Annotated in this window: 34 protein-coding genes; 33 read left to right on the forward strand and 1 reads right to left on the reverse strand. The window is 63.4% G+C overall.

The window, feature by feature from the left end; translation table 11 throughout:
• The 31 genes from CGK74_RS16985 to galE all read left to right on the forward strand — a co-directional run.
• Positions 1 to 456, forward strand: a 456-nt coding sequence (locus CGK74_RS16985; protein ID WP_240498765.1) for an EF-Tu C-terminal domain-related protein, incomplete at its 5' end; no start/stop codon positions are given.
• Positions 457 to 518: 62 nt separating this feature from the next.
• Positions 519 to 830, forward strand: coding sequence for a 30S ribosomal protein S10 (gene rpsJ / locus CGK74_RS16990; RefSeq protein ID WP_004258173.1), 312 nt, complete (start codon positions 519 to 521; stop codon positions 828 to 830).
• A gap of 112 nt (positions 831 to 942) precedes the next feature.
• The gene (rplC, locus tag CGK74_RS16995; RefSeq protein WP_094269592.1) at positions 943 to 1,581 is read left to right on the forward strand and encodes a 50S ribosomal protein L3; all 639 of its coding nucleotides are present in this window, start codon (positions 943 to 945) and stop codon (positions 1,579 to 1,581) included.
• Positions 1,582 to 1,591: 10 nt separating this feature from the next.
• Positions 1,592 to 2,212, forward strand: coding sequence for a 50S ribosomal protein L4 (rplD, locus tag CGK74_RS17000; RefSeq protein ID WP_094269593.1), 621 nt, complete (start codon positions 1,592 to 1,594; stop codon positions 2,210 to 2,212).
• Positions 2,209 to 2,514 carry a 50S ribosomal protein L23 gene (gene rplW / locus CGK74_RS17005; protein WP_094269594.1) on the forward strand — a complete coding sequence of 102 codons (306 nt, stop codon included), beginning with the start codon at positions 2,209 to 2,211 and terminating at the stop codon, positions 2,512 to 2,514. The genes rplD and rplW overlap by 4 nt, the downstream gene beginning before the upstream one ends.
• Before the next feature lie 6 nt (positions 2,515 to 2,520).
• On the forward strand, positions 2,521 to 3,348 hold the full coding sequence (gene rplB / locus CGK74_RS17010) for a 50S ribosomal protein L2 (RefSeq protein WP_094269595.1): 828 nt from the start codon (positions 2,521 to 2,523) through the stop codon (positions 3,346 to 3,348).
• A gap of 10 nt (positions 3,349 to 3,358) precedes the next feature.
• On the forward strand, positions 3,359 to 3,634 hold the full coding sequence (gene rpsS, locus CGK74_RS17015; protein WP_004258198.1) for a 30S ribosomal protein S19: 276 nt from the start codon (positions 3,359 to 3,361) through the stop codon (positions 3,632 to 3,634).
• A 9-nt stretch (positions 3,635 to 3,643) separates the two neighbouring features.
• Positions 3,644 to 3,973 carry a 50S ribosomal protein L22 gene (gene rplV / locus CGK74_RS17020; protein ID WP_004258218.1) on the forward strand — a complete coding sequence of 110 codons (330 nt, stop codon included), beginning with the start codon at positions 3,644 to 3,646 and terminating at the stop codon, positions 3,971 to 3,973.
• A gap of 9 nt (positions 3,974 to 3,982) precedes the next feature.
• Entirely contained in the window at positions 3,983 to 4,753 is a 771-nt protein-coding gene (rpsC, locus tag CGK74_RS17025; protein WP_004258219.1) for a 30S ribosomal protein S3, read from the forward strand.
• Positions 4,753 to 5,169 carry a 50S ribosomal protein L16 gene (gene rplP, locus CGK74_RS17030; RefSeq protein ID WP_004258222.1) on the forward strand — a complete coding sequence of 139 codons (417 nt, stop codon included), beginning with the start codon at positions 4,753 to 4,755 and terminating at the stop codon, positions 5,167 to 5,169. Before rpsC ends, rplP begins: the two co-directional genes overlap by 1 nt.
• A gap of 2 nt (positions 5,170 to 5,171) precedes the next feature.
• On the forward strand, positions 5,172 to 5,366 hold the full coding sequence (gene rpmC, locus CGK74_RS17035; RefSeq protein ID WP_094269596.1) for a 50S ribosomal protein L29: 195 nt from the start codon (positions 5,172 to 5,174) through the stop codon (positions 5,364 to 5,366).
• Positions 5,363 to 5,632, forward strand: a complete 270-nt coding sequence (rpsQ, locus tag CGK74_RS17040; protein ID WP_004258226.1) for a 30S ribosomal protein S17 — start codon at positions 5,363 to 5,365, stop codon at positions 5,630 to 5,632. The genes rpmC and rpsQ overlap by 4 nt, the downstream gene beginning before the upstream one ends.
• A 152-nt stretch (positions 5,633 to 5,784) precedes the next feature.
• A complete protein-coding gene (rplN, locus tag CGK74_RS17045; RefSeq protein ID WP_004258229.1) occupies positions 5,785 to 6,153 on the forward strand; it encodes a 50S ribosomal protein L14 in 369 nt (122 codons plus the stop codon).
• 11 nt (positions 6,154 to 6,164) lie between these two features.
• Positions 6,165 to 6,482 carry a 50S ribosomal protein L24 gene (gene rplX, locus CGK74_RS17050; RefSeq protein WP_094269597.1) on the forward strand — a complete coding sequence of 106 codons (318 nt, stop codon included), beginning with the start codon at positions 6,165 to 6,167 and terminating at the stop codon, positions 6,480 to 6,482.
• Between the two features lie 9 nt (positions 6,483 to 6,491).
• The gene (rplE, locus tag CGK74_RS17055) at positions 6,492 to 7,031 is read left to right on the forward strand and encodes a 50S ribosomal protein L5 (protein ID WP_094269646.1); all 540 of its coding nucleotides are present in this window, start codon (positions 6,492 to 6,494) and stop codon (positions 7,029 to 7,031) included.
• Between the two features lie 7 nt (positions 7,032 to 7,038).
• On the forward strand, positions 7,039 to 7,344 hold the full coding sequence (gene rpsN, locus CGK74_RS17060; protein WP_094269598.1) for a 30S ribosomal protein S14: 306 nt from the start codon (positions 7,039 to 7,041) through the stop codon (positions 7,342 to 7,344).
• A 13-nt stretch (positions 7,345 to 7,357) separates the two neighbouring features.
• Positions 7,358 to 7,753, forward strand: a complete 396-nt coding sequence (rpsH, locus tag CGK74_RS17065) for a 30S ribosomal protein S8 (protein WP_048706205.1) — start codon at positions 7,358 to 7,360, stop codon at positions 7,751 to 7,753.
• Between the two features lie 11 nt (positions 7,754 to 7,764).
• Positions 7,765 to 8,298, forward strand: coding sequence for a 50S ribosomal protein L6 (gene rplF, locus CGK74_RS17070; RefSeq protein WP_094269599.1), 534 nt, complete (start codon positions 7,765 to 7,767; stop codon positions 8,296 to 8,298).
• Positions 8,299 to 8,309: 11 nt separating this feature from the next.
• The gene (rplR, locus tag CGK74_RS17075) at positions 8,310 to 8,663 is read left to right on the forward strand and encodes a 50S ribosomal protein L18 (RefSeq protein ID WP_094269600.1); all 354 of its coding nucleotides are present in this window, start codon (positions 8,310 to 8,312) and stop codon (positions 8,661 to 8,663) included.
• A 12-nt stretch (positions 8,664 to 8,675) separates the two neighbouring features.
• Complete coding sequence (gene rpsE, locus CGK74_RS17080) at positions 8,676 to 9,200, forward strand: 30S ribosomal protein S5 (protein ID WP_094269601.1); 525 nt, start codon at positions 8,676 to 8,678, stop codon at positions 9,198 to 9,200.
• 3 nt (positions 9,201 to 9,203) lie between these two features.
• Positions 9,204 to 9,386: a 50S ribosomal protein L30 gene (gene rpmD, locus CGK74_RS17085; RefSeq protein WP_004258273.1), complete on the forward strand. Its 183-nt coding sequence runs from the start codon at positions 9,204 to 9,206 to the stop codon at positions 9,384 to 9,386.
• Position 9,387: 1 nt separating this feature from the next.
• Positions 9,388 to 9,825 (forward strand): 50S ribosomal protein L15, encoded by a 438-nt coding sequence (gene rplO / locus CGK74_RS17090; protein WP_094269602.1) that lies wholly within the window; start codon positions 9,388 to 9,390, stop codon positions 9,823 to 9,825.
• A gap of 14 nt (positions 9,826 to 9,839) precedes the next feature.
• Positions 9,840 to 11,165, forward strand: a complete 1,326-nt coding sequence (gene secY, locus CGK74_RS17095; protein WP_094269603.1) for a preprotein translocase subunit SecY — start codon at positions 9,840 to 9,842, stop codon at positions 11,163 to 11,165.
• Between the two features lie 3 nt (positions 11,166 to 11,168).
• Complete coding sequence (infA, locus tag CGK74_RS17100) at positions 11,169 to 11,387, forward strand: translation initiation factor IF-1 (RefSeq protein WP_002931617.1); 219 nt, start codon at positions 11,169 to 11,171, stop codon at positions 11,385 to 11,387.
• Between the two features lie 24 nt (positions 11,388 to 11,411).
• The gene (gene rpmJ, locus CGK74_RS17105; protein WP_004258276.1) at positions 11,412 to 11,525 is read left to right on the forward strand and encodes a 50S ribosomal protein L36; all 114 of its coding nucleotides are present in this window, start codon (positions 11,412 to 11,414) and stop codon (positions 11,523 to 11,525) included.
• 53 nt (positions 11,526 to 11,578) lie between these two features.
• Positions 11,579 to 11,941: a 30S ribosomal protein S13 gene (rpsM, locus tag CGK74_RS17110; protein ID WP_004332356.1), complete on the forward strand. Its 363-nt coding sequence runs from the start codon at positions 11,579 to 11,581 to the stop codon at positions 11,939 to 11,941.
• 12 nt (positions 11,942 to 11,953) lie between these two features.
• A complete protein-coding gene (gene rpsK, locus CGK74_RS17115) occupies positions 11,954 to 12,343 on the forward strand; it encodes a 30S ribosomal protein S11 (RefSeq protein ID WP_004332354.1) in 390 nt (129 codons plus the stop codon).
• Between the two features lie 14 nt (positions 12,344 to 12,357).
• On the forward strand, positions 12,358 to 12,987 hold the full coding sequence (gene rpsD, locus CGK74_RS17120; RefSeq protein ID WP_004258287.1) for a 30S ribosomal protein S4: 630 nt from the start codon (positions 12,358 to 12,360) through the stop codon (positions 12,985 to 12,987).
• Positions 12,988 to 13,026: 39 nt separating this feature from the next.
• Positions 13,027 to 14,007 (forward strand): DNA-directed RNA polymerase subunit alpha, encoded by a 981-nt coding sequence (locus CGK74_RS17125; protein ID WP_094269647.1) that lies wholly within the window; start codon positions 13,027 to 13,029, stop codon positions 14,005 to 14,007.
• Positions 14,008 to 14,032: 25 nt separating this feature from the next.
• Positions 14,033 to 14,428, forward strand: a complete 396-nt coding sequence (rplQ, locus tag CGK74_RS17130) for a 50S ribosomal protein L17 (RefSeq protein ID WP_094269604.1) — start codon at positions 14,033 to 14,035, stop codon at positions 14,426 to 14,428.
• A gap of 79 nt (positions 14,429 to 14,507) precedes the next feature.
• Positions 14,508 to 15,530, forward strand: a complete 1,023-nt coding sequence (gene galE, locus CGK74_RS17135) for a UDP-glucose 4-epimerase GalE (RefSeq protein WP_094269605.1) — start codon at positions 14,508 to 14,510, stop codon at positions 15,528 to 15,530.
• Between the two features lie 28 nt (positions 15,531 to 15,558).
• On the opposite strand, the gene uvrA is transcribed toward galE, so the two are convergent.
• Positions 15,559 to 18,396: an excinuclease ABC subunit UvrA gene (uvrA, locus tag CGK74_RS17140; RefSeq protein ID WP_094269606.1), complete on the reverse strand. Its 2,838-nt coding sequence runs from the start codon at positions 18,394 to 18,396 to the stop codon at positions 15,559 to 15,561.
• 150 nt (positions 18,397 to 18,546) lie between these two features.
• Here uvrA and CGK74_RS17145 point away from each other — a divergent pair, with 150 nt between their 5' ends.
• Both CGK74_RS17145 and ssb read left to right on the forward strand, forming a co-directional pair.
• Positions 18,547 to 19,731 (forward strand): MFS transporter, encoded by a 1,185-nt coding sequence (locus CGK74_RS17145; RefSeq protein ID WP_094269607.1) that lies wholly within the window; start codon positions 18,547 to 18,549, stop codon positions 19,729 to 19,731.
• Positions 19,732 to 19,780: 49 nt separating this feature from the next.
• A complete protein-coding gene (gene ssb, locus CGK74_RS17150; RefSeq protein WP_094269608.1) occupies positions 19,781 to 20,269 on the forward strand; it encodes a single-stranded DNA-binding protein in 489 nt (162 codons plus the stop codon).

Raw genomic sequence — 20,269 nt, forward strand, 5'->3', positions numbered from 1 at the left:
GAGATCGTCGGCATCAAGCCCACCGTCAAGACCACCTGCACCGGCGTGGAAATGTTCCGCAAGCTGCTGGACCAGGGTCAGGCCGGTGACAACGTCGGCGTGCTGCTGCGCGGCACCAAGCGTGAAGACGTCGAGCGCGGCCAGGTGCTGTGCAAGCCGGGTTCGATCACCCCGCACACCCACTTCACGGGCGAGATCTACGTTCTGTCGAAGGAAGAGGGCGGCCGTCACACTCCGTTCTTCAACAACTACCGTCCGCAGTTCTACTTCCGTACCACGGACGTGACCGGTTCGATCTCGCTGCCTGAGGGTACCGAGATGGTCATGCCGGGCGACAACGTGTCGATCACCGTCAAGCTGATCGCCCCGATCGCCATGGAAGAAGGTCTGCGCTTCGCGATCCGCGAAGGTGGCCGTACCGTCGGCGCCGGCGTCGTCGCCAAGATCATCGAGTAAGTCTCGATGGAGCGGAGTCGTCCGACTCCGCTCCATGCTCTTTTCGCTCTTTAGGAAAAACCATGCAGAACCAGAAAATCCGCATTCGTCTGAAAGCCTTCGATTACCGCCTGATCGACCAATCGGCGCTCGAGATCGTCGAAACCGCCAAGCGCACCGGCGCCGTGGTTCGTGGTCCCGTGCCGCTGCCGACCCGTATCGAGCGTTTCGATCTGCTGCGTTCGCCGCACGTCAACAAGTCGTCGCGTGACCAGATGGAGATTCGTACTCACCAGCGCCTGATGGACATCATCGATCCGACCGACAAGACGGTCGACGCGCTGATGAAGCTGGACCTTCCGGCGGGTGTGGATGTCGAGATCAAGCTTCAGTAAGCAATCCCTGCTTGCAGAAGTTTCGAATAGGCCGGTATAATCCGGCCTTTGTGCCTTTTGGCGCATTAATTGTGACCCCCGGTCAATCGCAACCGGGATTCAGGAGAAAAAAATGAGTCTAGGCCTTGTTGGACGCAAGGTCGGCATGACTCGCATCTTCGCCGAGGATGGTCGTACCATCCCGGTGACGGTGCTTGACGTGTCGGACAATCGTGTGTCCCAGATCAAGACGGTTGAGACCGACGGTTATGCCGCGGTGCAGGTCGCTTATGGCAAGCGTCGCGCCAGCCGCATCACCAAGCCGGTTGCAGGCCATCTGGCCAAGGCGGGCGTTGAGCCCTGCCGCGGCATGAAGGAATTCCGCATCGCTGAGGATCAGGTTGCAGGCTTCAATGCCGGTGATGTGATCGAGGCGGACCTGTTCCAGGTTGGCCAGAAGGTCGATGTGACGGGTGTGACGATCGGTAAGGGCTTTTCGGGTCCGATCAAGCGTCACAACTTCTCGTCGAACCGTGCTTCCCACGGTAACTCCATCTCGCACAATTCGCCGGGCTCGATCGGTATGGCGCAGGATCCGGGTCGCGTCTTCCCGGGTAAGCGCATGGCTGGTCAGTACGGCAATGTGCAGCGCACGACCCAGGGTCTGGAGATCGTTCGCGTGGATGTCGAGCGTCAGTTGCTGCTGGTGAAGGGTGCAGTGCCGGGTTCGAAGGGTGGCGACGTGGTCGTCTGCCCGGCGGTCAAGGCCTAAGGAGCGCGGAATGGAACTGAAACTCTTGAATGATCAGGGTCAGGCCGCGTCGACGCTGCAGGCGTCGGATGTGCTGTTCGGTCGTGACTACAACGAAGCGCTGGTGCATCAGGTCGTGACCGCCTACATGGCGAACGCGCGCTCGGGCAACCGCAAGCAGAAGGGCCGTTCGGAGATCGCCAAGTCGACCCGCAAGCCGTTCCGCCAGAAGGGTACGGGCAATGCGCGTGCCGGTATGGCCTCGAGCCCGCTGTGGCGCGGGGGCGGCAAGATCTTCCCGAATACCCCGGACGAGAACTTCAGCCAGAAGGTCAACCGCAAGATGTATCGCGCCGGTGTGGCGGCGATCCTCTCGCAGCTGGCGCGCGAAGATCGTCTCGCGATCGTGGACAACTTCAGCGTCGAGGCGCCGAAGACCCGTCTGCTGTCGCAGAAGCTTAAGGGTATGGGCCTGGATTCCGTCCTGGTCATCACCGACGAAATCGACGAGAACCTGTTCCTGTCTTCGCGCAACCTGCACCAGGTTCTGGTGCTGGAAGTCAACGAGGCGGATCCGGTGTCGCTGGTGCGTTTCCCGAAGGTGCTGGTCACCAAGGGTGCGCTGGCGAAGATGGAGGAAGCGTGGCAATGAGCGCGATCAGTCAGGAACGTCTGCTGCAGGTGCTGCTCGCCCCGCAGATCTCCGAGAAGGCGACGTTCGTCGCCGACAAGAACGAGCAGGTGGTATTCAAGGTCGCCGCCGATGCAACCAAGCCTGAAGTGAAGGCGGCCGTCGAGGCGCTCTTCAAGGTTGAGGTCAAGTCGGTGCAGGTCTTGAACGTCAAGGGCAAGACCAAGCGCTTTGGCAAGACCATGGGTCGTCGCAAGGACTGGAAGAAGGCCTTCGTCTGCCTGAAGCCCGGCCAGGAAATCAACTTTGCGGCTGGGGAGTGATAGATCATGGCAATCGTAAAACTCAAGCCTACCTCTGCCGGCCGTCGCGCCCAGGTCAAGGTGGTCAATCCGGACCTGTACAAGGGTCGTCCGGTTGCGTCCCTGGTCGAGAAGCAGAGCAAGAACGCTGGCCGTAACAACAACGGCCGCATCACCGTTCGCCATCAGGGCGGTGGCCACAAGCAGCACTATCGTCTGGTTGACTTCCGTCGCAACAAGGACGGCATTCCGGCGAAAGTCGAGCGTATCGAGTACGACCCGAACCGTTCGGCGCACATCGCACTGCTGTGCTACGCCGATGGCGAGCGTCGTTACATCATCGCTCCGCGTGGCGTTGAGGTCGGTCAGCAGCTGCTGAGCGGCGCAGAGGCGCCGATCAAGCCGGGCAATGCCCTGCCGATCCGCAACATCCCGGTCGGTTCGACGATCCACTGCATCGAGATGACGCCGGGCAAGGGTGCCCAGATTGCGCGCGCTGCCGGTACTTCGGTTCAGCTGCTGGCGCGCGAAGGTACCTATGCTCAGCTCCGTCTGCGCTCGGGCGAAATTCGCCGCGTGCATGTCGAGTGCCGCGCGACCATCGGTGAAGTCGGCAACGAAGAGCATGGCCTGCGCAAGATCGGCAAGGCTGGTGCGAATCGCTGGCGTGGCATCCGCCCGACCGTTCGCGGTGTGGCGATGAACCCGGTCGATCACCCGCACGGTGGTGGCGAAGGCCGCACCGGTGAGGCTCGCGAGCCGGTCAGCCCGTGGGGTACGCCTGCCAAGGGTTATCGCACCCGCAGCAACAAGCGCACCGACAACATGATCGTGCAGCGTCGTCATAAGCGTTAAGGGGTAAAAGATGGCACGTTCTATCAAGAAAGGCCCGTTCATCGACGCGCACCTCCTGAAGAAGGTCGACGCGGCTCGGACGAGCAACGACAAGCGCCCGATCAAGACCTGGTCGCGTCGCTCCACGATCCTGCCCGACTTCATCGGTCTGACGATTGCCGTTCACAACGGCAAGCAGCACATCCCCGTGTTCGTGACCGAAAACATGGTCGGCCACAAGCTGGGTGAGTTCGCGCTGACGCGTACCTTCAAGGGTCACGCTGCCAGCAAGAAGGCCAAGCGTTAAGAGGACGACATGGAAACCAAAGCAATTCTCCGTGGCGTACGCCTTTCGGCCCAGAAGGGCCGTCTGGTCGCCGATCTGGTGCGCGGCAAGTCCGTCGAGCAGGCGCTCAACATCCTTGCTTTCTCGCCGAAGAAGGGCGCAAAGATCATCCGCAAGGTGGTCGAGTCCGCAATCGCGAATGCCGAGCATAACGACGGTGCCGATATCGACGCGCTGAAGGTCAAGACCATTCACGTGGAAGAGGGCATGACGCTCAAGCGCTTCACCGCGCGTGCGAAGGGTCGCGGCAACCGCATCCTCAAGCCCACCTGCCACGTCTACGTGACTGTCGGCGAGTAAGGAGTAAACATGGGTCAGAAAATCAATCCCACTGGCTTCCGCCTCGCCGTCACGCGTGACTGGGGTTCGCGCTGGTTCGCTTCCAGCCGCGACTACGCCGGTATGCTGCACGAGGACCTGAAGGTCCGTGAGTATCTCAAGAAGCGACTGGCGCACGCATCGGTGGGTCGTGTCATCATCGAGCGTCCGGCCAAGAATGCCCGCGTCACGCTGTACAGTGCGCGGCCTGGTGTGGTCATCGGCAAGAAGGGTGAAGACATCGAGGCGCTGAAGCGCGACCTGCAGAAGATCGTTGGCGTGCCGGTTCACGTCAACATCGAGGAAGTGCGCAAGCCCGAAGTCGATGCCAAGCTGATCGCCGACTCGATCGCGCAGCAGCTCGAGAAGCGCATCATGTTCCGCCGTGCGATGAAGCGCGCGATGCAGAACGCGATGCGTCTGGGTGCCCAAGGCATCAAGATCATGAGCTCCGGCCGTCTGAACGGTGCCGAAATCGCCCGTACCGAGTGGTATCGCGAAGGTCGTGTTCCGCTGCACACCCTGCGCGCCAACATCGACTACGGTGTTTCGGAAGCCAAGACGACCTACGGCATCATCGGCATCAAGGTTTGGGTGTTCAAGGGCGAGATGCTGGGTCGCAATGAACAGCCGGTTGCCGCCGAGCCGGAAGCCGACAACCGCCGTGGCCGCCGTGGCGCCCCGCGTGATGGCGAAGGCCGTCCGGGTCGTCGTCCCGCCCGTCGTGGCGAAGGCCGGCAAGAAGAAAGCAGGGGTGAATGATGCTGCAGCCGACTAGAAGGAAGTATCGCAAGGAGCAGAAGGGCCGCAACACGGGTATCGCTACCCGTGGTGCTAAGGTGTCCTTCGGCGAGTACGGTCTGAAGGCGGTCGGTCGTGGCCGTCTGACGGCGCGCCAGATCGAGTCCGCGCGTCGCGCGATGACCCGCCACATCAAGCGCGGTGGTCGCATCTGGATCCGTATTTTCCCGGACAAGCCGATCTCGAAGAAGCCCGCCGAAGTCCGTATGGGTAACGGCAAGGGTAATCCGGAGTACTGGGTTGCCGAGATCCAGCCCGGCAAGGTGCTGTATGAAATGGACGGCGTGGACGAGGCCCTCGCTCGTGAAGCATTCCGGCTTGCTGCCGCGAAGCTTCCGATCGAGACGGTGTTCGTCACTCGCATGGTGGGAGCTTGAGCATGAAAGCGAGTGAACTCCGCGCCAAGAGCGCTGATGAGTTGAACACGGAGCTGCTCGACCTGCTGAAGGCGCAGTTCTCGCTGCGCATGCAGCATGCGACGCAGCAGTTGGGCAATACGAGTCAGATCGGGAAGGTTCGTCGCGACATCGCGCGCGTCCGTACCATCCTGCGCGAAAAGGCGGGTCAGCAATGAGCGAGCAAGTTCAAAAGGTTCGCCGCGCGCTGGTTGGGCGTGTGGTGAGCGACAAGATGCAGAAGACCGTGACGGTCCTCGTCGAGAGCCGGGTGAAGCATCCGCTCTACGGCAAGATCATCACGCGTTCGGCGAAGTACCACGCCCACGTCGAAGACGGCGTGGCGGCGGCTGGCGACCTCGTGGAAATCGAGGAGTGCCGTCCGATCTCGCGCACCAAGACCTGGCGTGTTGCCAAGGTGCTCGAGAAGGCACGTGTCATCTGAGTAGCGAGTAAGTAGCAAACGAAAAAACAGCTTGGCACCCCGGTGTCAGGCTGTTATACTTTTGCCTCTTTGCTCCGGGGCTCGCTCGGGGCATCCTACCCTGACGGGTTCCAAGACTGTCCGCACATGCGGGATAAGTTGGAGATATTTTCATGATTCAAATGCAGTCCAGACTGGACGTGGCCGACAACACCGGCGCGCGCTCGGTGATGTGCATCAAGGTCCTGGGTGGTTCCAAGCGCCGCTATGCCGGCATTGGCGACATCATCAAGGTCACCGTGAAAGATGCCGCGCCGCGCGGTCGTGTGAAGAAGGGTGACGTCTACAACGCCGTGGTGGTTCGTACCGCCAAGGGTGTTCGTCGTCCTGACGGCTCGCTGGTCAAGTTCGACAACAACGCGGCCGTCCTCCTGAACAACAAACTCGAGCCGATCGGCACCCGTATCTTCGGGCCGGTGACGCGCGAGCTGCGCTCCGAGCGGTTCATGAAGATCGTCTCGCTGGCGCCTGAAGTGCTCTGAGGAGTCGCTAGATGAACAAGATCCGCAAGGGTGACGAAGTGGTGGTGCTGACGGGCAAGGATCGTGGCCGTCGCGGCGCCGTGCTGCGCCGCGTCGATGACGAGCGCGTCGTGGTCGAGGGTGTGAATCGGGTCAAGAAGCATGTGCGCCCGAATCCGCTGAAGGGTGAAGTGGGTGGCATCGTCGAGAAAGAGATGCCGATCCATGTTTCGAACGTCGCGCTGTTCAATCCCGCCACCCAAAAGGGTGATCGCGTCGGGATCAAGACGCTTGAGGACGGCCGCAAGGTCCGCTTCTTCAAGTCGAACGGCGAGCTGGTGAACGCCTAAGGAGTGACGATGGCTCGCTTGCAACAGGTTTACAAGGACGAAGTGGCGCCGGCGCTGCAACAGCAGTTCGGCTACAAGTCCGTGATGGAAGTGCCGCGCATCACCAAGATCACCCTGAACATGGGTGTCGGTGAGGCAGTTGGCGACAAGAAGATTCTCGAGCACGCCATTGGCGACATGACCAAGATTGCCGGTCAGAAGCCCGTTGCCACCAAGGCGCGCAAGTCGATCGCTGGCTTCAAGATTCGTGATGGCTACCCGATCGGCTGCATGGTCACGCTGCGTGGTCCGCGCATGTTCGAGTTCCTGGATCGCCTGGTCACGATCGCGCTGCCTCGTGTTCGCGACTTCCGTGGTATTGGTGCCAAGGGTTTCGATGGTCGTGGCAACTACAACCTCGGCGTCAAGGAACAGATCATCTTCCCGGAAATCGAGTACGACAAGATCGATGCTCTGCGCGGGATGAACATCAGCATCACGACGACGGCGAAGACGGACGAAGAGGCGCGTGCGCTTCTGGGTGCGTTCAAGTTCCCGTTCAAGAATTGAGGGTGATATGGCGAAACTCGCTCTGATCAATCGCGAAGCCAAGCGCGCGAAGCTGGTGGCCAAGTTTGCCGCAAAGCGCGCCGCACTGGTTGCGCAGGTCCAGGACACCAAGCTGTCCGAAGAAGAACGCATGACGGCTCGCCTTGCGCTGCAGCAGCTGCCGCGCAACGCCAACCCGACGCGTCAGCGCAATCGTTGCGCGCTGACCGGTCGTCCGCGTGGTGTGTTCCGCAAGTTCGGTCTGTGCCGCAACAAGCTGCGCGAGATCGCTTTCCGCGGCGAAGTGCCTGGCATGACCAAGGCGAGCTGGTAAGGAGAATTCGAAGATGAGTATGTCCGATCCCATCGCCGACATGCTGACGCGCATCCGCAATGGCCAACAGGCGCAGAAGGCATCGGTCTCGATGCCCTCGTCGAAGCTGAAGGTCGCGATCGCGAAGGTTCTGCAGGACGAAGGTTACATCGACGGCTTCGCCGTCAACGACGAAGCCGGCAAGGCCACTCTGGACGTGACGCTGAAGTACTACGCGGGTCGTCCGGTCATCGAGCGCATCGAGCGTGTGAGCCGCCCTGGTCTGCGTATCTACAAGGGAAGCGACGAGCTGCCGCGCGTGATGAACGGCCTCGGCGTTGCAATCGTGTCCACCCCGCGTGGTGTGATGACTGACCGTAGCGCGCGTGCGAATCGCGTCGGCGGCGAAGTCATCTGCCTGGTTGCCTAAGGGGAGATGCCATGTCTCGTGTAGCTAAGAATCCGGTGGCGATTCCGAGTGGTGTCGAAGTCATGATTTCCGACGCCGAAATCGCCGTGAAGGGCCCGCTGGGTACACTTCGCCAGCCGCTGACCGGCCAGGTGAGCGTCGAGCGCGAGGGTGACGCGATCGTGTGCAGGGCGCGCGATGGCGTGCCAAACGCTCGTGCAATGTCGGGTACCGTGCGCGCTCTGGTGAACAACATGGTGACGGGCGTGACCAAGGGCTTCGAGCGCAAGCTGACCCTGGTTGGCGTCGGTTACCGTGCGCAGGCTCAGGGTGACAAGCTCAACCTGTCGCTCGGCTTCTCGCACCCGGTTGTCCATCAGATGCCGGCAGGCGTCAAGGTCGAGACGCCGACGCAGACCGAGATCCTGATCAAGGGTGTCGACAAGCAGCAGGTTGGCCAGGTCGCGGCCGAGGTGAGGGCCTACCGCTCTCCCGAGCCCTACAAGGGCAAGGGCGTTCGCTATGCGGACGAGGTGGTGGTGCTCAAGGAAACCAAGAAGAAGTAAGGCGGTTCGTCATGAACAAGAAAGAAACTCGTCTTCGCCGTGCGCGCAAAACTCGCGCCAAGCTGGCGGAGCTCAAGGCGGTTCGCCTCGCGGTGTTCCGGTCCAACTGCCATATCTACGCGCAAGTCATCTCGGGTTGCGGCTCGAAGGTTCTCGCGGCTGCGTCCACCGTCGAGGCGGGCGTTCGCGCCCAGGTGCCGAACGGTGGCAACAAGGCTGCTGCGGAACTCGTCGGCAAGCTGATCGCCGAGCGCGCCAAGGCTGCTGGGATCGAGCAGGTTGCGTTCGACCGCTCCGGCTTCCTGTATCACGGCCGCGTGAAGGCGCTGGCCGAGGCTGCCCGCGAAGGCGGCCTCAAGTTCTAAGCGAGGAATCGAATGGCTAAGCAGCAAACCAAACGTGCGCAAGCCTCCGACGAGCGCGATGACGGCCTGCGGGAGAAGATGGTCGCGATCAATCGCGTGACCAAGGTCGTCAAGGGCGGTCGGATTCTCGGCTTCGCGGCGCTGACCGTGGTCGGTGACGGCGACGGTGCGATCGGCATGGGCAAGGGCAAGTCCCGCGAAGTGCCGGTGGCGGTTCAGAAGGCGATGGACGAAGCGCGTCGCAAAATGCGCAAGGTCTCGCTCAAGAACGGCACGCTCCAGCACACCGTGATCGGCAAACATGGCGCATCGTCCGTGCTGATGCAGCCCGCTCCGGCCGGTACCGGCATCATCGCCGGCGGCCCGATGCGCGCCGTGTTCGAAGTGATGGGCGTGACCGACGTTATCTGCAAGTGCATTGGCTCGGCCAATCCTTACAACGTCGTGCGTGCCACCATCAACGGCCTGATGGCGATCAACACTCCGGCTGAGATTGCTGCCAAGCGCGGCAAGACTGTCGAAGAGATCCTGGGGTAAGCGATGTCGGACAAGAAAATCAAGGTGACGCTCGTCAAGAGCGTGATCGGCACCAAGCAGTCGCACCGCGCTACCGTGCGCGGGCTCGGCCTGCGCCGCCTCAACCACACGGTTGAGCTGGCGGACACGCCCGAGGTGCGCGGCATGATCAACAAGGTGTCCTACCTGGTCAAGTGTGAGGGTTGATATGCGCCTGAATACCATTAAGCCGGCCGCCGGCTCCAAGTCTGTCGCCAAGCGCGTCGGGCGTGGCATCGGCAGCGGCCTGGGCAAAACCTGCGGCCGCGGCCACAAGGGTCAGAAATCCCGCGCGGGCGGTTTCCACAAGACGGGCTTCGAAGGCGGTCAGATGCCGCTGCAGCGTCGCCTGCCGAAGCGTGGCTTTGTGTCGCTGACGCGCGCCCGCAACGTGGAAGTGCGCCTGTCCGAGCTTGCTGCTGTGCCGGTCGAAGAGATCGACCTGCTGACGCTGATGCAGGCGGGCGTGGTTCCTGCCGACGCGCTGTCCGCGAAGGTTGTGCTGTCGGGCGCGATCGACCGCAAGGTCGTGCTTCGCGGCGTCGGTGCGACCAAGGGTGCCAAGGCAGCGATCGAAGCTGCCGGCGGCTCCGTGTCGGCTGAGTAAAAAAGGGACAGGCTGTGGCTACTCCTTCTGCCACGCTGGGCAATCCGGGGCGGTTCGGCGACCTCAAACGTCGCCTGCTGTTCCTGGTGGGCGCACTGATCGTCTATCGGTTGGGCGCGCACATCCCCGTCCCGGGCATCGATCCCGAGCGGCTGGCTGAGCTGTTCCAGTCGCAGGCGGGCGGCATTCTCGGCGTCTTCAATCTGTTCTCGGGTGGTGCGCTCTCGCGCTTCACGATCTTCGCGCTGGGCATCATGCCCTACATCTCGGCCTCCATCATCATGCAGTTGATGACGGTGGCGGTGCCTACACTGGAGGCACTCAAGAAAGAGGGCGAGGCAGGGCGTCGGAAGATCACTCAGTACACGCGTTACGGCACGCTCGTCTTGGCCTTTGCACAGTCGCTGGGTATTGCGATCGCGCTCGAGGGGCAGCCGGGCCTGGTGCTCGATCCGGGGCTGATGTTCCGCTTCGTCACGGTCGCGACGCTCGTCACGGGCACGATGTTCCTGATGTGGTTGGGTGAGCAGATCACGGAGCGCGGTATCGGCAACGGGATCTCGATCATCATCTTCGCGGGTATCGTGGCGGGGCTGCCGAGCGCAATCGGTGGGTTGTTCGAGCTGGTGCGGACGGGTTCCATGCATCCCTTCACGGCGCTGTTCATCTGCACGCTGGTGGTGCTGGTGACCGGGTTCGTGGTGTTCGTGGAGCGGGGGCAGCGGAAGATCCTGGTGAATTACGCCAAGCGGCAGGTCGGCAACAAGGTGTACGGTGGTCAGAGTTCCCACCTGCCCCTGAAGCTGAACATGTCGGGCGTGATCCCGCCGATCTTCGCGTCGAGCATCATTCTGTTCCCGGCGACGCTGGGTCAGTGGTTCGGCTCCTCCGAGGGGATGTACTGGCTGCGTGACATCTCGTCCACGCTGTCGCCCGGGCAGCCGATCTACGTGATGCTGTACGCGCTGGCGATCGTGTTCTTCTGCTTCTTCTACACGGCGCTGGTGTTCAACGCCCGCGAGACGGCTGACAACCTGAAGAAGAGTGGGGCCTTCGTTCCGGGTATCCGGCCGGGCGATCAGACCGCACGCTACATTGACAAGATTCTCATGCGGCTGACGCTGGCTGGCGCGGTGTATATCACCCTGGTCTGCCTGCTGCCCGAGTTCCTGATTCTGAAGTGGAACGTTCCGTTCTATTTCGGTGGCACCTCGCTGTTGATCATCGTCGTCGTCACGATGGATTTCATGGCTCAGGTTCAGGCGTTCGTGATGTCGCACCAGTACGAGAGTCTGCTGAAGAAGGCGAACTTCAAGGGGGCCGGTCTCCCGACCAGGTAAGACATGGCGAAGGAAGATGTCATCGAGATGCAGGGCGAGGTGACGGAGAACCTCCCCAACGCAACGTTCCGCGTCAGGCTCGAGAACGGACACATGGTCCTCGGCCACATCTCCGGCAAGATGCGCATGCATTACATCCGCATCCTTCCCGGTGACAAGGTGACGGTGCAGCTCACCCCCTACGACCTGACCAAGGGCCGGATCGTGTTCCGGACCAAGTGAGAATAGAGAAACAGGAGCAAGAACATGCGAGTCCAGGCTTCAGTCAAGCGGCTTTGCCGCAATTGCAAAATCATTCGCCGCAAAGGTGTCGTTCGCGTCATCTGCACCGATCCGCGGCACAAGCAGCGCCAGGGTTGATTAAGTCAACTCTTGCTATTAAAATTTAATGTTTCGCGTTTTGGGGTAGACGGATGGCCCGTATTGCTGGGGTAAACATTCCCAATCACAAGCACGCCGAGATCGCGTTGACCGCAATCTTTGGGATCGGCCGTACGCGTGCTCAGAAGATTTGCGACGCCGCAGGCGTTGTTCGCTCGACGAAGATCAAGGATCTGACCGAGTCGGACATGGAGAAGCTGCGTGACGAAGTCGGTCGTTTCGTTGTTGAGGGCGATCTGCGTCGTGAAGTGACGATGAACATCAAGCGACTGATGGACCTGGGCTGCTATCGCGGCGTGCGTCATCGTCGCGGCCTGCCGCTGCGGGGTCAGCGCACTCGTACGAATGCGCGTACCCGCAAAGGTCCCCGCAAGGCGATCGCCGGCAAGAAGTAATAGGAACCGATAATGGCTAAGACTGGAACGAAGGTTCGTAAGAAGGTCAAGAAGAATGTGGCCGAGGGTATCGCCCACATTCACGCGAGCTTCAACAATACGATCATCACCATCACCGACCGTCAGGGCAACGCGCTGTCGTGGGCAACGTCTGGCGGCGCCGGCTTCAAGGGCTCGCGCAAGAGCACGCCGTTCGCGGCGCAGGTCGCCGCTGAAGCGGCTGGCAAGGTCGCCCAGGAATGCGGCATCAAGAATCTGGAAGTGCGCATCAAGGGCCCCGGCCCGGGTCGCGAGTCTTCCGTTCGCGCGCTGAACGCGCTGGGGATCAAGATTTCCAGCATTACGGACATCACCCCCATCCCGCATAACGGCTGCCGTCCGCCGAAAAAGCGCCGTATCTGACAAGGAGTTGATAAGTGGCTCGTAATCTCGATCCCAAGTGCCGTCAGTGCCGTCGCGAAGGCGAAAAGCTGTTTCTGAAGGGCGAAAAGTGTTTCACCGACAAGTGCGCCATCGAGCGCCGCGCTTACGCGCCTGGCCAGCATGGTCAGCGCTCGGGTCAGCGTCTGTCGGGTTATGGTGTTCAGCTGCGTGAAAAGCAGAAGATCCGCCGTCTCTACGGCGTGCTCGAGCGCCAGTTCCGCAAGGTGTACGCCGAAGCTGACCGTCGTCGCGGTCAGACCGGCGAGAACCTGCTGCAACTGCTCGAAGGCCGTCTGGACTCCGTGGCTTACCGCATGGGGTTCGGCGCTTCGCGTGCCGAGGCTCGTCAGGTGGTGCGCCACAACGGTGTGCTGGTCAATGGCAAGCGCGTGAACATCCCGTCGTACGTCGTGCGTCCGGGTGACGTCGTCGAGCTGACCGAGCGTGCTCGTGGTCACCTGCGTGTCAAGGCTGCGCTGGAAGCGGCCGCCTCGCGTGGTTTCCCCGAGTGGCTGGATGTGGATACGAAGGCCGGCAAGGGCGTGTTCAAGGCGTATCCGGTTCGTTCCGAGCTGCCCCCCACGATCAATGAAGGCCTGGTGGTGGAACTGTACTCCCGCTGATCGGGAGGCTGATCCTCTTCTAGTTCCGAGGGAATGCTGATGCAAAGCAATGCACTGCTGAAACCGCGCATCATCGACGTCCAGAGCACCTCGCCGGTCCAGGCGCGGGTGACTATGGAGCCGTTCGAGCGCGGTTTCGGCCACACGCTGGGGAATGCGCTGCGGCGCATCCTCCTGTCGTCGCTGCCGGGTCACGCACCGACCGAAGTGACGATCGAGGGAGTGCTCCATGAGTACTCCACGCTGGATGGCGTCCGCGAAGACATCGTCGATCTGCTGTTGAATCTGAAGGGTGTGGTGTTCAAGCTGCACAACCGCAGTGAAGTCACCCTTCGCCTGGCGAAGTCGGGTGAGGGCGTGGTCACGGCGGCGGACATCGAACTGGGTCACGACGTCGAGATCATCAACCCCGACCACGTCATCGCGCACATCGCGCCTGGCGGCAAGCTGGACATGCAGATCAAGGTCGAGGAAGGTCGCGGCTACGTGCCTGGCAACGTGCGTCCGGTCAATGCCGAGAGCAAGGCGATCGGGCGAATTGTCCTTGACGCCTCGTTCGGCCCGGTGCGCCGCGTCAGCTACCTGGTCGAGAGCGCGCGCGTCGAGCAGCGGACCGACCTGGATCGCCTGGTCATCGACATCGAGACCAACGGTGCCGTGGATCCGGAGCAGGCCATTCGCTACGCTGCGCGCGTGCTGATGGACCAGTTGTCGGTGTTCGCCGAGCTGGAAGGCACGGCCGCGCCGCAGGTGACGAAGCCCGAGGTCACAATCGATCCGGTGCTGCTGCGCCCGGTCGACGATCTGGAGCTGACGGTGCGTTCGGCCAATTGCCTGAAGGCCGAGAACATCTACTACATCGGCGATCTGATTCAGCGTACCGAGACGGAACTGCTGAAGACCCCGAACCTGGGTCGCAAGTCGCTGAACGAGATCAAGGAAGTGTTGGCCTCGCGCGGTCTCACCCTTGGCATGAAACTGGAAAACTGGCCGCCGGCCGGGCTTGAGAAGCTCGGTTGAGACGCCGGGCAAGTGAGGAATTGAAATGCGTCACCGTAACGGTCTTCGCAAGCTGAATCGTACCAGCAGCCACCGCCAGGCGATGTTCCGCAACATGGCTAACTCGCTGCTGCGTCACGAAGTGATCAAGACGACCCTGCCGAAGGCGAAGGAACTTCGCCGCGTGGTGGAGCCGATGATCACCCTGGGCAAGAAGCCCAGCCTGTCCAATCGCCGTCTGGCTTTCAACCGTCTGCGCGACCGCGACATGGTCGTGAAGCTGTTCGACGAGCTGGGCCCGCGCTACGCCACCCGCAACGGCGGCTACCTGCGCATCCTGAAGTGCGGTTTCCGCGATGGCGACAACGCGCCGATGGCGTTTGTCGAACTGCTGGATCGCCAGGAAGGGGAAGCGGTCGAAGTGGAAGGCGAAGCGGCCTGAATCGGGTCGTGAAGTCGAGGAAACCGGGCTATTGCCCGGTTTTTTTTCGCCTGGCGTCGGGCGTGCCCGGAGGTTTCAGATGGCTGTGACGTTGGTGACTGGCGGGGCGGGCTATATCGGCTCGCACACGTGTGTGGAGTTGCTCGACGCGGGACGGGAGGTTGTCATCGTCGACGATCTGTCCAATGCGTCGCCGGAGGCGGTGCGAAGGATCGTGGAGCTGGCAGGACGTCCGCTGCGCGCCTTTGTCCGGGGTGACGTCCGGGACCGTCGGCTGCTGGCCGAGGTGTTCGCCACGCACGACATCGAAGCGGTGGTCCACTTCGCGGCGAAGAAGGCGGTCGGCGAGTCGGTGGCGCAGCCGCTCGCGTACTACGACAACAATCTGCAGGGACTGCTGTCGGTACTGCAGGCGATGGAGAACGCAGGCTGCCGGAAGCTGGTGTTCAGCTCCTCGGCGACCGTGTACGGCGACCCGGCGCGCGTGCCGATCGACGAGAGTTTCCCGACGACGGCGACGAATCCGTACGGCTGGACCAAGCTCATGGGGGAGCAGATCCTGCGCGACCTCGGAGCTGCGGACCAGCGTTGGCACATCGTGCTGCTGCGCTACTTCAATCCGGTGGGCGCACACGCCAGCGGGCGAATCGGAGAGGATCCTGACGGCCTGCCGAACAACCTGATGCCCTACGTCAGCCAGGTCGCAGTGGGACGCCTGCCGCGCCTGCGGGTGTTCGGCAGCGACTACCCGACGCCAGACGGTACCGGTGTGCGCGACTACATCCACGTCGTCGATCTCGCGGTCGGGCACTTGCGTGCGCTCGAGCGGATCGACGCCTTGTCCGGCGTGACGACGCTCAACCTCGGCACCGGACGCGGCTACAGCGTACTGGAGATGGTGCGCGCCTTCGAGAAGGCGTCGGGCCGGCTGGTGCCGTTCGATATCGTCGCGCGCCGCCCCGGGGATGTCGCCGCATGCTGGGCCGATCCGTCGCGGGCGCAGTCGGTGCTCGGCTGGCGCGCCGAGCGTGACCTGGATGCGATGTGCGTGGATGCGTGGCGTTGGCAGAGCATGAATCCGCTCGGTTACCGCGACGCATGAAGTGCGGAGTGCCGAGCCTGCGCGCGGGTCATGCGCGCGCGACGCTGGCCGCTAGCGCCTTGCCGAGGTAGCGGCCGGTGTGGCTCTGCGGATTCGCGGCGACACTTTCCGGGGTGCCGCAGGCGACCACGGTGCCACCGCCGGCGCCGCCTTCGGGGCCCATGTCGATGATCCAGTCGGCAGTCTTGATCACGTCAAGGTTGTGCTCGATGACGACGATGGTGTTGCCGTGGTCACGCAGGCGGTGCAGGACCTTCAGCAGCAACTCGATGTCCTGGAAGTGCAGGCCGGTGGTCGGTTCGTCGAGGATGTAGAGCGTGCGGCCGGTGTCGCGCTTGGAGAGTTCGAGCGCGAGCTTCACGCGCTGCGCTTCGCCGCCCGACAGGGTCGTCGCGCTCTGGCCAAGGCGAATGTAGCCGAGGCCGACGTCCATCAGGGTTTCGAGCTTGCGTGCGACGGTCGGGACGGCGGCGAAGAACGCCAGCGCCTGTTCGACCGTCATCTCCAGCACTTCCTGGATGCTGCGTCCCTTGTAGCGGATCTCGAGGGTCTCGCGGTTGTAGCGCTTGCCGTGGCAGACGTCGCAGGGCACGTACATGTCCGGCAGGAAATGCATCTCGACCTTGATCAGGCCGTCGCCCTGGCAGGCCTCGCAGCGGCCGCCGCGGACGTTGAAAGAGAACCGCCCCGGCCCGTAGCCGCGCGCACGCGCTTCGGGTACGCCGGCGAACAGTTCGCGGATCGGTGTCAGCAGGCCGGTGTAGGTCGCCGGATTGGAGCGCGGGGTGCGGCCGATCGGCGACTGGTCGACGTTGATCACCTTGTCAAAAGCGTCCAGGCCCTCAATGGTTTCGTGCGGCGCCGGTTCGGTGGCGGACTTGTACAGCTGGCGTGAAGCGGCGGCGGCCAGCGTGTCGTTGATGAGCGTCGACTTCCCCGAACCGGAGACGCCGGTGACGCAGGTCAGCAAGCCCAGGGGCAGGGACACGTCCACGTTCTTCAGGTTGTTGCCGCGCGCACCGACGATGCGCAGCTGGCGTGCCTCGTCCGGTACGGCGCGGCGGGACGGTACTGCGATGGCGCGGCGGCCGGACAGATAGTCGCCGGTGACCGAGGCCGGATCGGCGATGACCTCCGCCGGCGTGCCGTGGGCGACAACGTGGCCGCCGTGCTCGCCGGCGCCCGGTCCCATGTCCACCAGGTAGTCGGCGCTGCGGATCGCATCCTCGTCGTGTTCGACGACGATCACGGTGTTGCCGAGATCGCGCAGCTGCGCCAGGGTTGCCAGCAGGCGGTCGTTGTCGCGCTGGTGCAGGCCGATCGAGGGCTCGTCGAGCACGTACATGACGCCGGTCAGACCTGAGCCGATCTGGCTCGCGAGGCGGATGCGCTGGGCCTCGCCGCCCGACAGGGTGTCGGCGGAGCGGTCGAGCGACAGATAGTCGAGACCGACGTTGATCAGGAAGCTCAGGCGGTCGGCAATCTCCTTGACGATCTTGTCGGCGACCTGGGCGCGCGCGCCACTCAGGTTCAGGCCTGCGAAGAAGTCGCGGCATTCGCCCAGCGGCAGATGGCCCACCTCATGCAATGCGCGTCCGCCAATCAGCACGTGGCGGGCCTCGCTGCGCAGCCGGCTGCCGTGACAGCTGGTGCAGGGCTGGGTTGCGCGGTATTTGGTCAGCTCCTCGCGCACCGCGATCGAGTCGGTCTCGCGGAAGCGCCGCTCGAGGTTCGGAATGATGCCTTCGAAGGGGTGCTCCTTGAACACCATGCGGCCGTTGTCCGCCATGTAGCGGAAGGCGATTTTCTCCTTGCCCGAACCGTGCAGCACGACGTCGCGTACGCGCTCGGGCAGGGTCTCGAATGCGGCTTCGATGTCAAAAGCGTAGTGCGCCGCCAGGCTCGCCAGCATCTGGAAGTAGAACTGGTTGCGCCGGTCCCAGCCGCGGATCGCGCCGGCCGCCAGCGACAGTTCCGGGTGGGCGACCACGCGCGCCGGGTCGAAGAAGTCCACCTGGCCCAAGCCATCGCACTTGGGGCAGGCGCCGGCCGGGTTGTTGAACGAGAACAGCCGCGGCTCCAGTTCGGCGAGCGCGAAGCTGCACACAGGGCAGGCGAAGCGGGCCGAGAACAGGTGCTCACGCCCGGAGTCCATCTCGACCGCGATTGCGCGTCCGTCGGCATGTGTCAGCGCAGTCTCGAAGGACTCGGCGATGCGTCCGCGCACGTCGTCGCGCACCTTCAGGCGGTCGATGACGACCTCGACGTTGTGGCGCCGGCCCTTCTCCAGCGGCGGCATCGCATCGAGCTCCATCACCTCGCCGTCGACGCGCACGCGCACGAAGCCCTGAGCGCGCAGGTCGGCGAAGAGGTCGTGCTGCTCGCCCTTGCGGCCCGCGACGACCGGCGCCAGGATCATCAGCCTTGTCTCGGCGGGCAGTGCCAGCACGTGGTCCACCATCTGCGCCACGCTCTGCGCTTCGAGGGCGTGCTCGGGGTGATCGGGGCAGTGCGGCGTGCCGGCGCGCGCGTAAAGCAGTCGGAGGTAGTCGTGGATCTCGGTGACCGTGCCGACCGTGGAGCGCGGGTTGTGGCTGGTTGCCTTCTGCTCGATGGAGATCGCCGGCGACAGACCCTCGATCAGGTCCACGTCCGGCTTCTCCATCAACTGCAGGAACTGGCGCGCGTAAGCCGACAGCGACTCCACGTAGCGACGCTGCCCTTCGGCGTAGAGCGTATCGAACGCCAGCGAAGACTTACCCGAGCCCGACAGCCCGGTGATCACCGTCAGCCGGTTGCGCGGCAGATCGATGTTGATGTTCTTCAGGTTGTGGGTTCGTGCACCGCGGATGCGGATCTCGTCCATGGCGGCAGGCCTGGCGGTAGGGAACCCGAAACTATAAGAGAGAACGCCTGCGCGGGCCAACGCAATCCGTCAGCCAGGGGTGGGGCAATGTTAGAATTCGCGGCTTTACCGCAACCGGCCTTTCGCATGTCCGTCCCGTCGCGAGATCCCATGACTTCCGCTGAACGTCGCGCAGGCATGAGCCTGGCCGCGATCTTCGCGCTGCGCATGCTCGGCCTGTTCCTGATTCTGCCGGTCTTCGCGGTGCACGCGGCGGGCATCCCCGGGGGCGACAACCTGACGCTCGTCGGCCTCGCGATCGGCGCCTACGGGCTGACCCAGGCCTGCCTGCAGATTGCCTATGGCGCCGCGTCCGACCGTTTTGGCCGCAAGCCGGTCATCGTCTTCGGCCTGGTGCTGTTCGTCGTGGGCAGCATCGTCGCCGCCCTCGCCGACAGCATCCACATGATCATCGCTGGCCGTGTGCTGCAGGGCGCGGGCGCCATCTCGGCTGCCGTCACCGCGCTGGCTGCCGACCTCACGCGCGACCAGCACCGCACCAAGGTCATGGCGATGATCGGGTCGTCGATCGGCCTGGTGTTCGCGCTGTCGATGGTGGCAGCGCCGTTGCTGTATGCCGCCATCGGCATGGACGGGATCTTCTGGCTGACTGCCGTGCTCGCGTTTGGCGCGATCGGCGTCCTGCTGTGGGTCGTGCCCGAGGCGCCGCCGGTGCCACGCGCGAACGGTGGGCGCTTCATCGACGTGCTGCGCGACGGCCAGCTGATGCGGCTGAACTTCGGCGTGTTCGCGCTGCACCTGATCCAGACCACGATGTGGGTGATGGTGCCGGCCGCGCTGGTGTCGAGCGGCGGCCTGCCGGTGCCCGAGCACTGGAAGGTCTATCTGCCGGCGGTGCTGCTGTCCTTCGTCGTCATGGTGCCGGCCGTCATCGTCGCCGAGCGCCGCAACCTGATGAAACCGGTGTTCAATGCCGCGGTCGGATTGCTGGCGCTGGTGCAGTTCGGGCTGTGGCTGGTGGGTGACGGGCTGATACCATTGGCATTGCTGCTGACGCTGTTCTTCGTCGCCTTCAACGTGCTCGAGGCGACGCAGCCGTCGTGGATCTCGCGCATCGCGCCGGCGCATGCAAAGGGGACCGCGCTCGGGGTCTACAACACCCTGCAGTCCATCGGCCTGTTCCTCGGCGGCCTGCTCGGTGGCTGGCTGGGGCAGCGTTTTGGCGCGGGTGCCGTCAGCCTTTTCTGCGGCGTGCTGGCGCTGGCCTGGCTGGTGTTGTCGACCAGCATGAACCCGCCGCCGGTTCGTGTCGCACCCGCACCGGCGCGGGACTGAATTTTTCGCTGCGCGTCGCGCAGCCACTTGCACACCTAGGAGAAACCCGATGGCATCCGTCAACAAAGTCATCCTGATCGGCAACCTCGGCGCCGATCCCGAAAGCCGCTTCGCGCCGTCCGGCGACGCCATCTGCAACATCCGCCTGGCGACCACCGAGAACTGGCGCGACAAGAACACCGGCGAACGCCGTGAAGCCACCGAATGGCATCGCGTCACGTTCTACGGCAAGCTCGCCGAGATCGCTGGTCAGTACCTGCGCAAGGGCAGCCAGGTCTACATCGAGGGCAGCCTGCGCACGCGCAAGTGGCAGGACCAGAGTGGTCAGGACCGCTACACCACCGAGATCCGTGCCGACGAGATGAAGATGCTTGGCCGCCGTGAAGGCGGCGACGCGCCGATGCGCGGCTCCGAGGGCGGCTACGATGCCCCCGCGCCGGCCCCGCGCCAGGCCCCGGCGGCGGCGCCGCGCCCGCAGTCGCAGCCTGCGCAGTCCTCGTCGGGTTTCGGTGATTTCGACGACGACATCCCGTTCTGA

The sequence above is a fragment of the Thauera propionica genome (genome assembly GCF_002245655.1).
Taxonomy (GTDB): domain Bacteria; phylum Pseudomonadota; class Gammaproteobacteria; order Burkholderiales; family Rhodocyclaceae; genus Thauera; species Thauera propionica.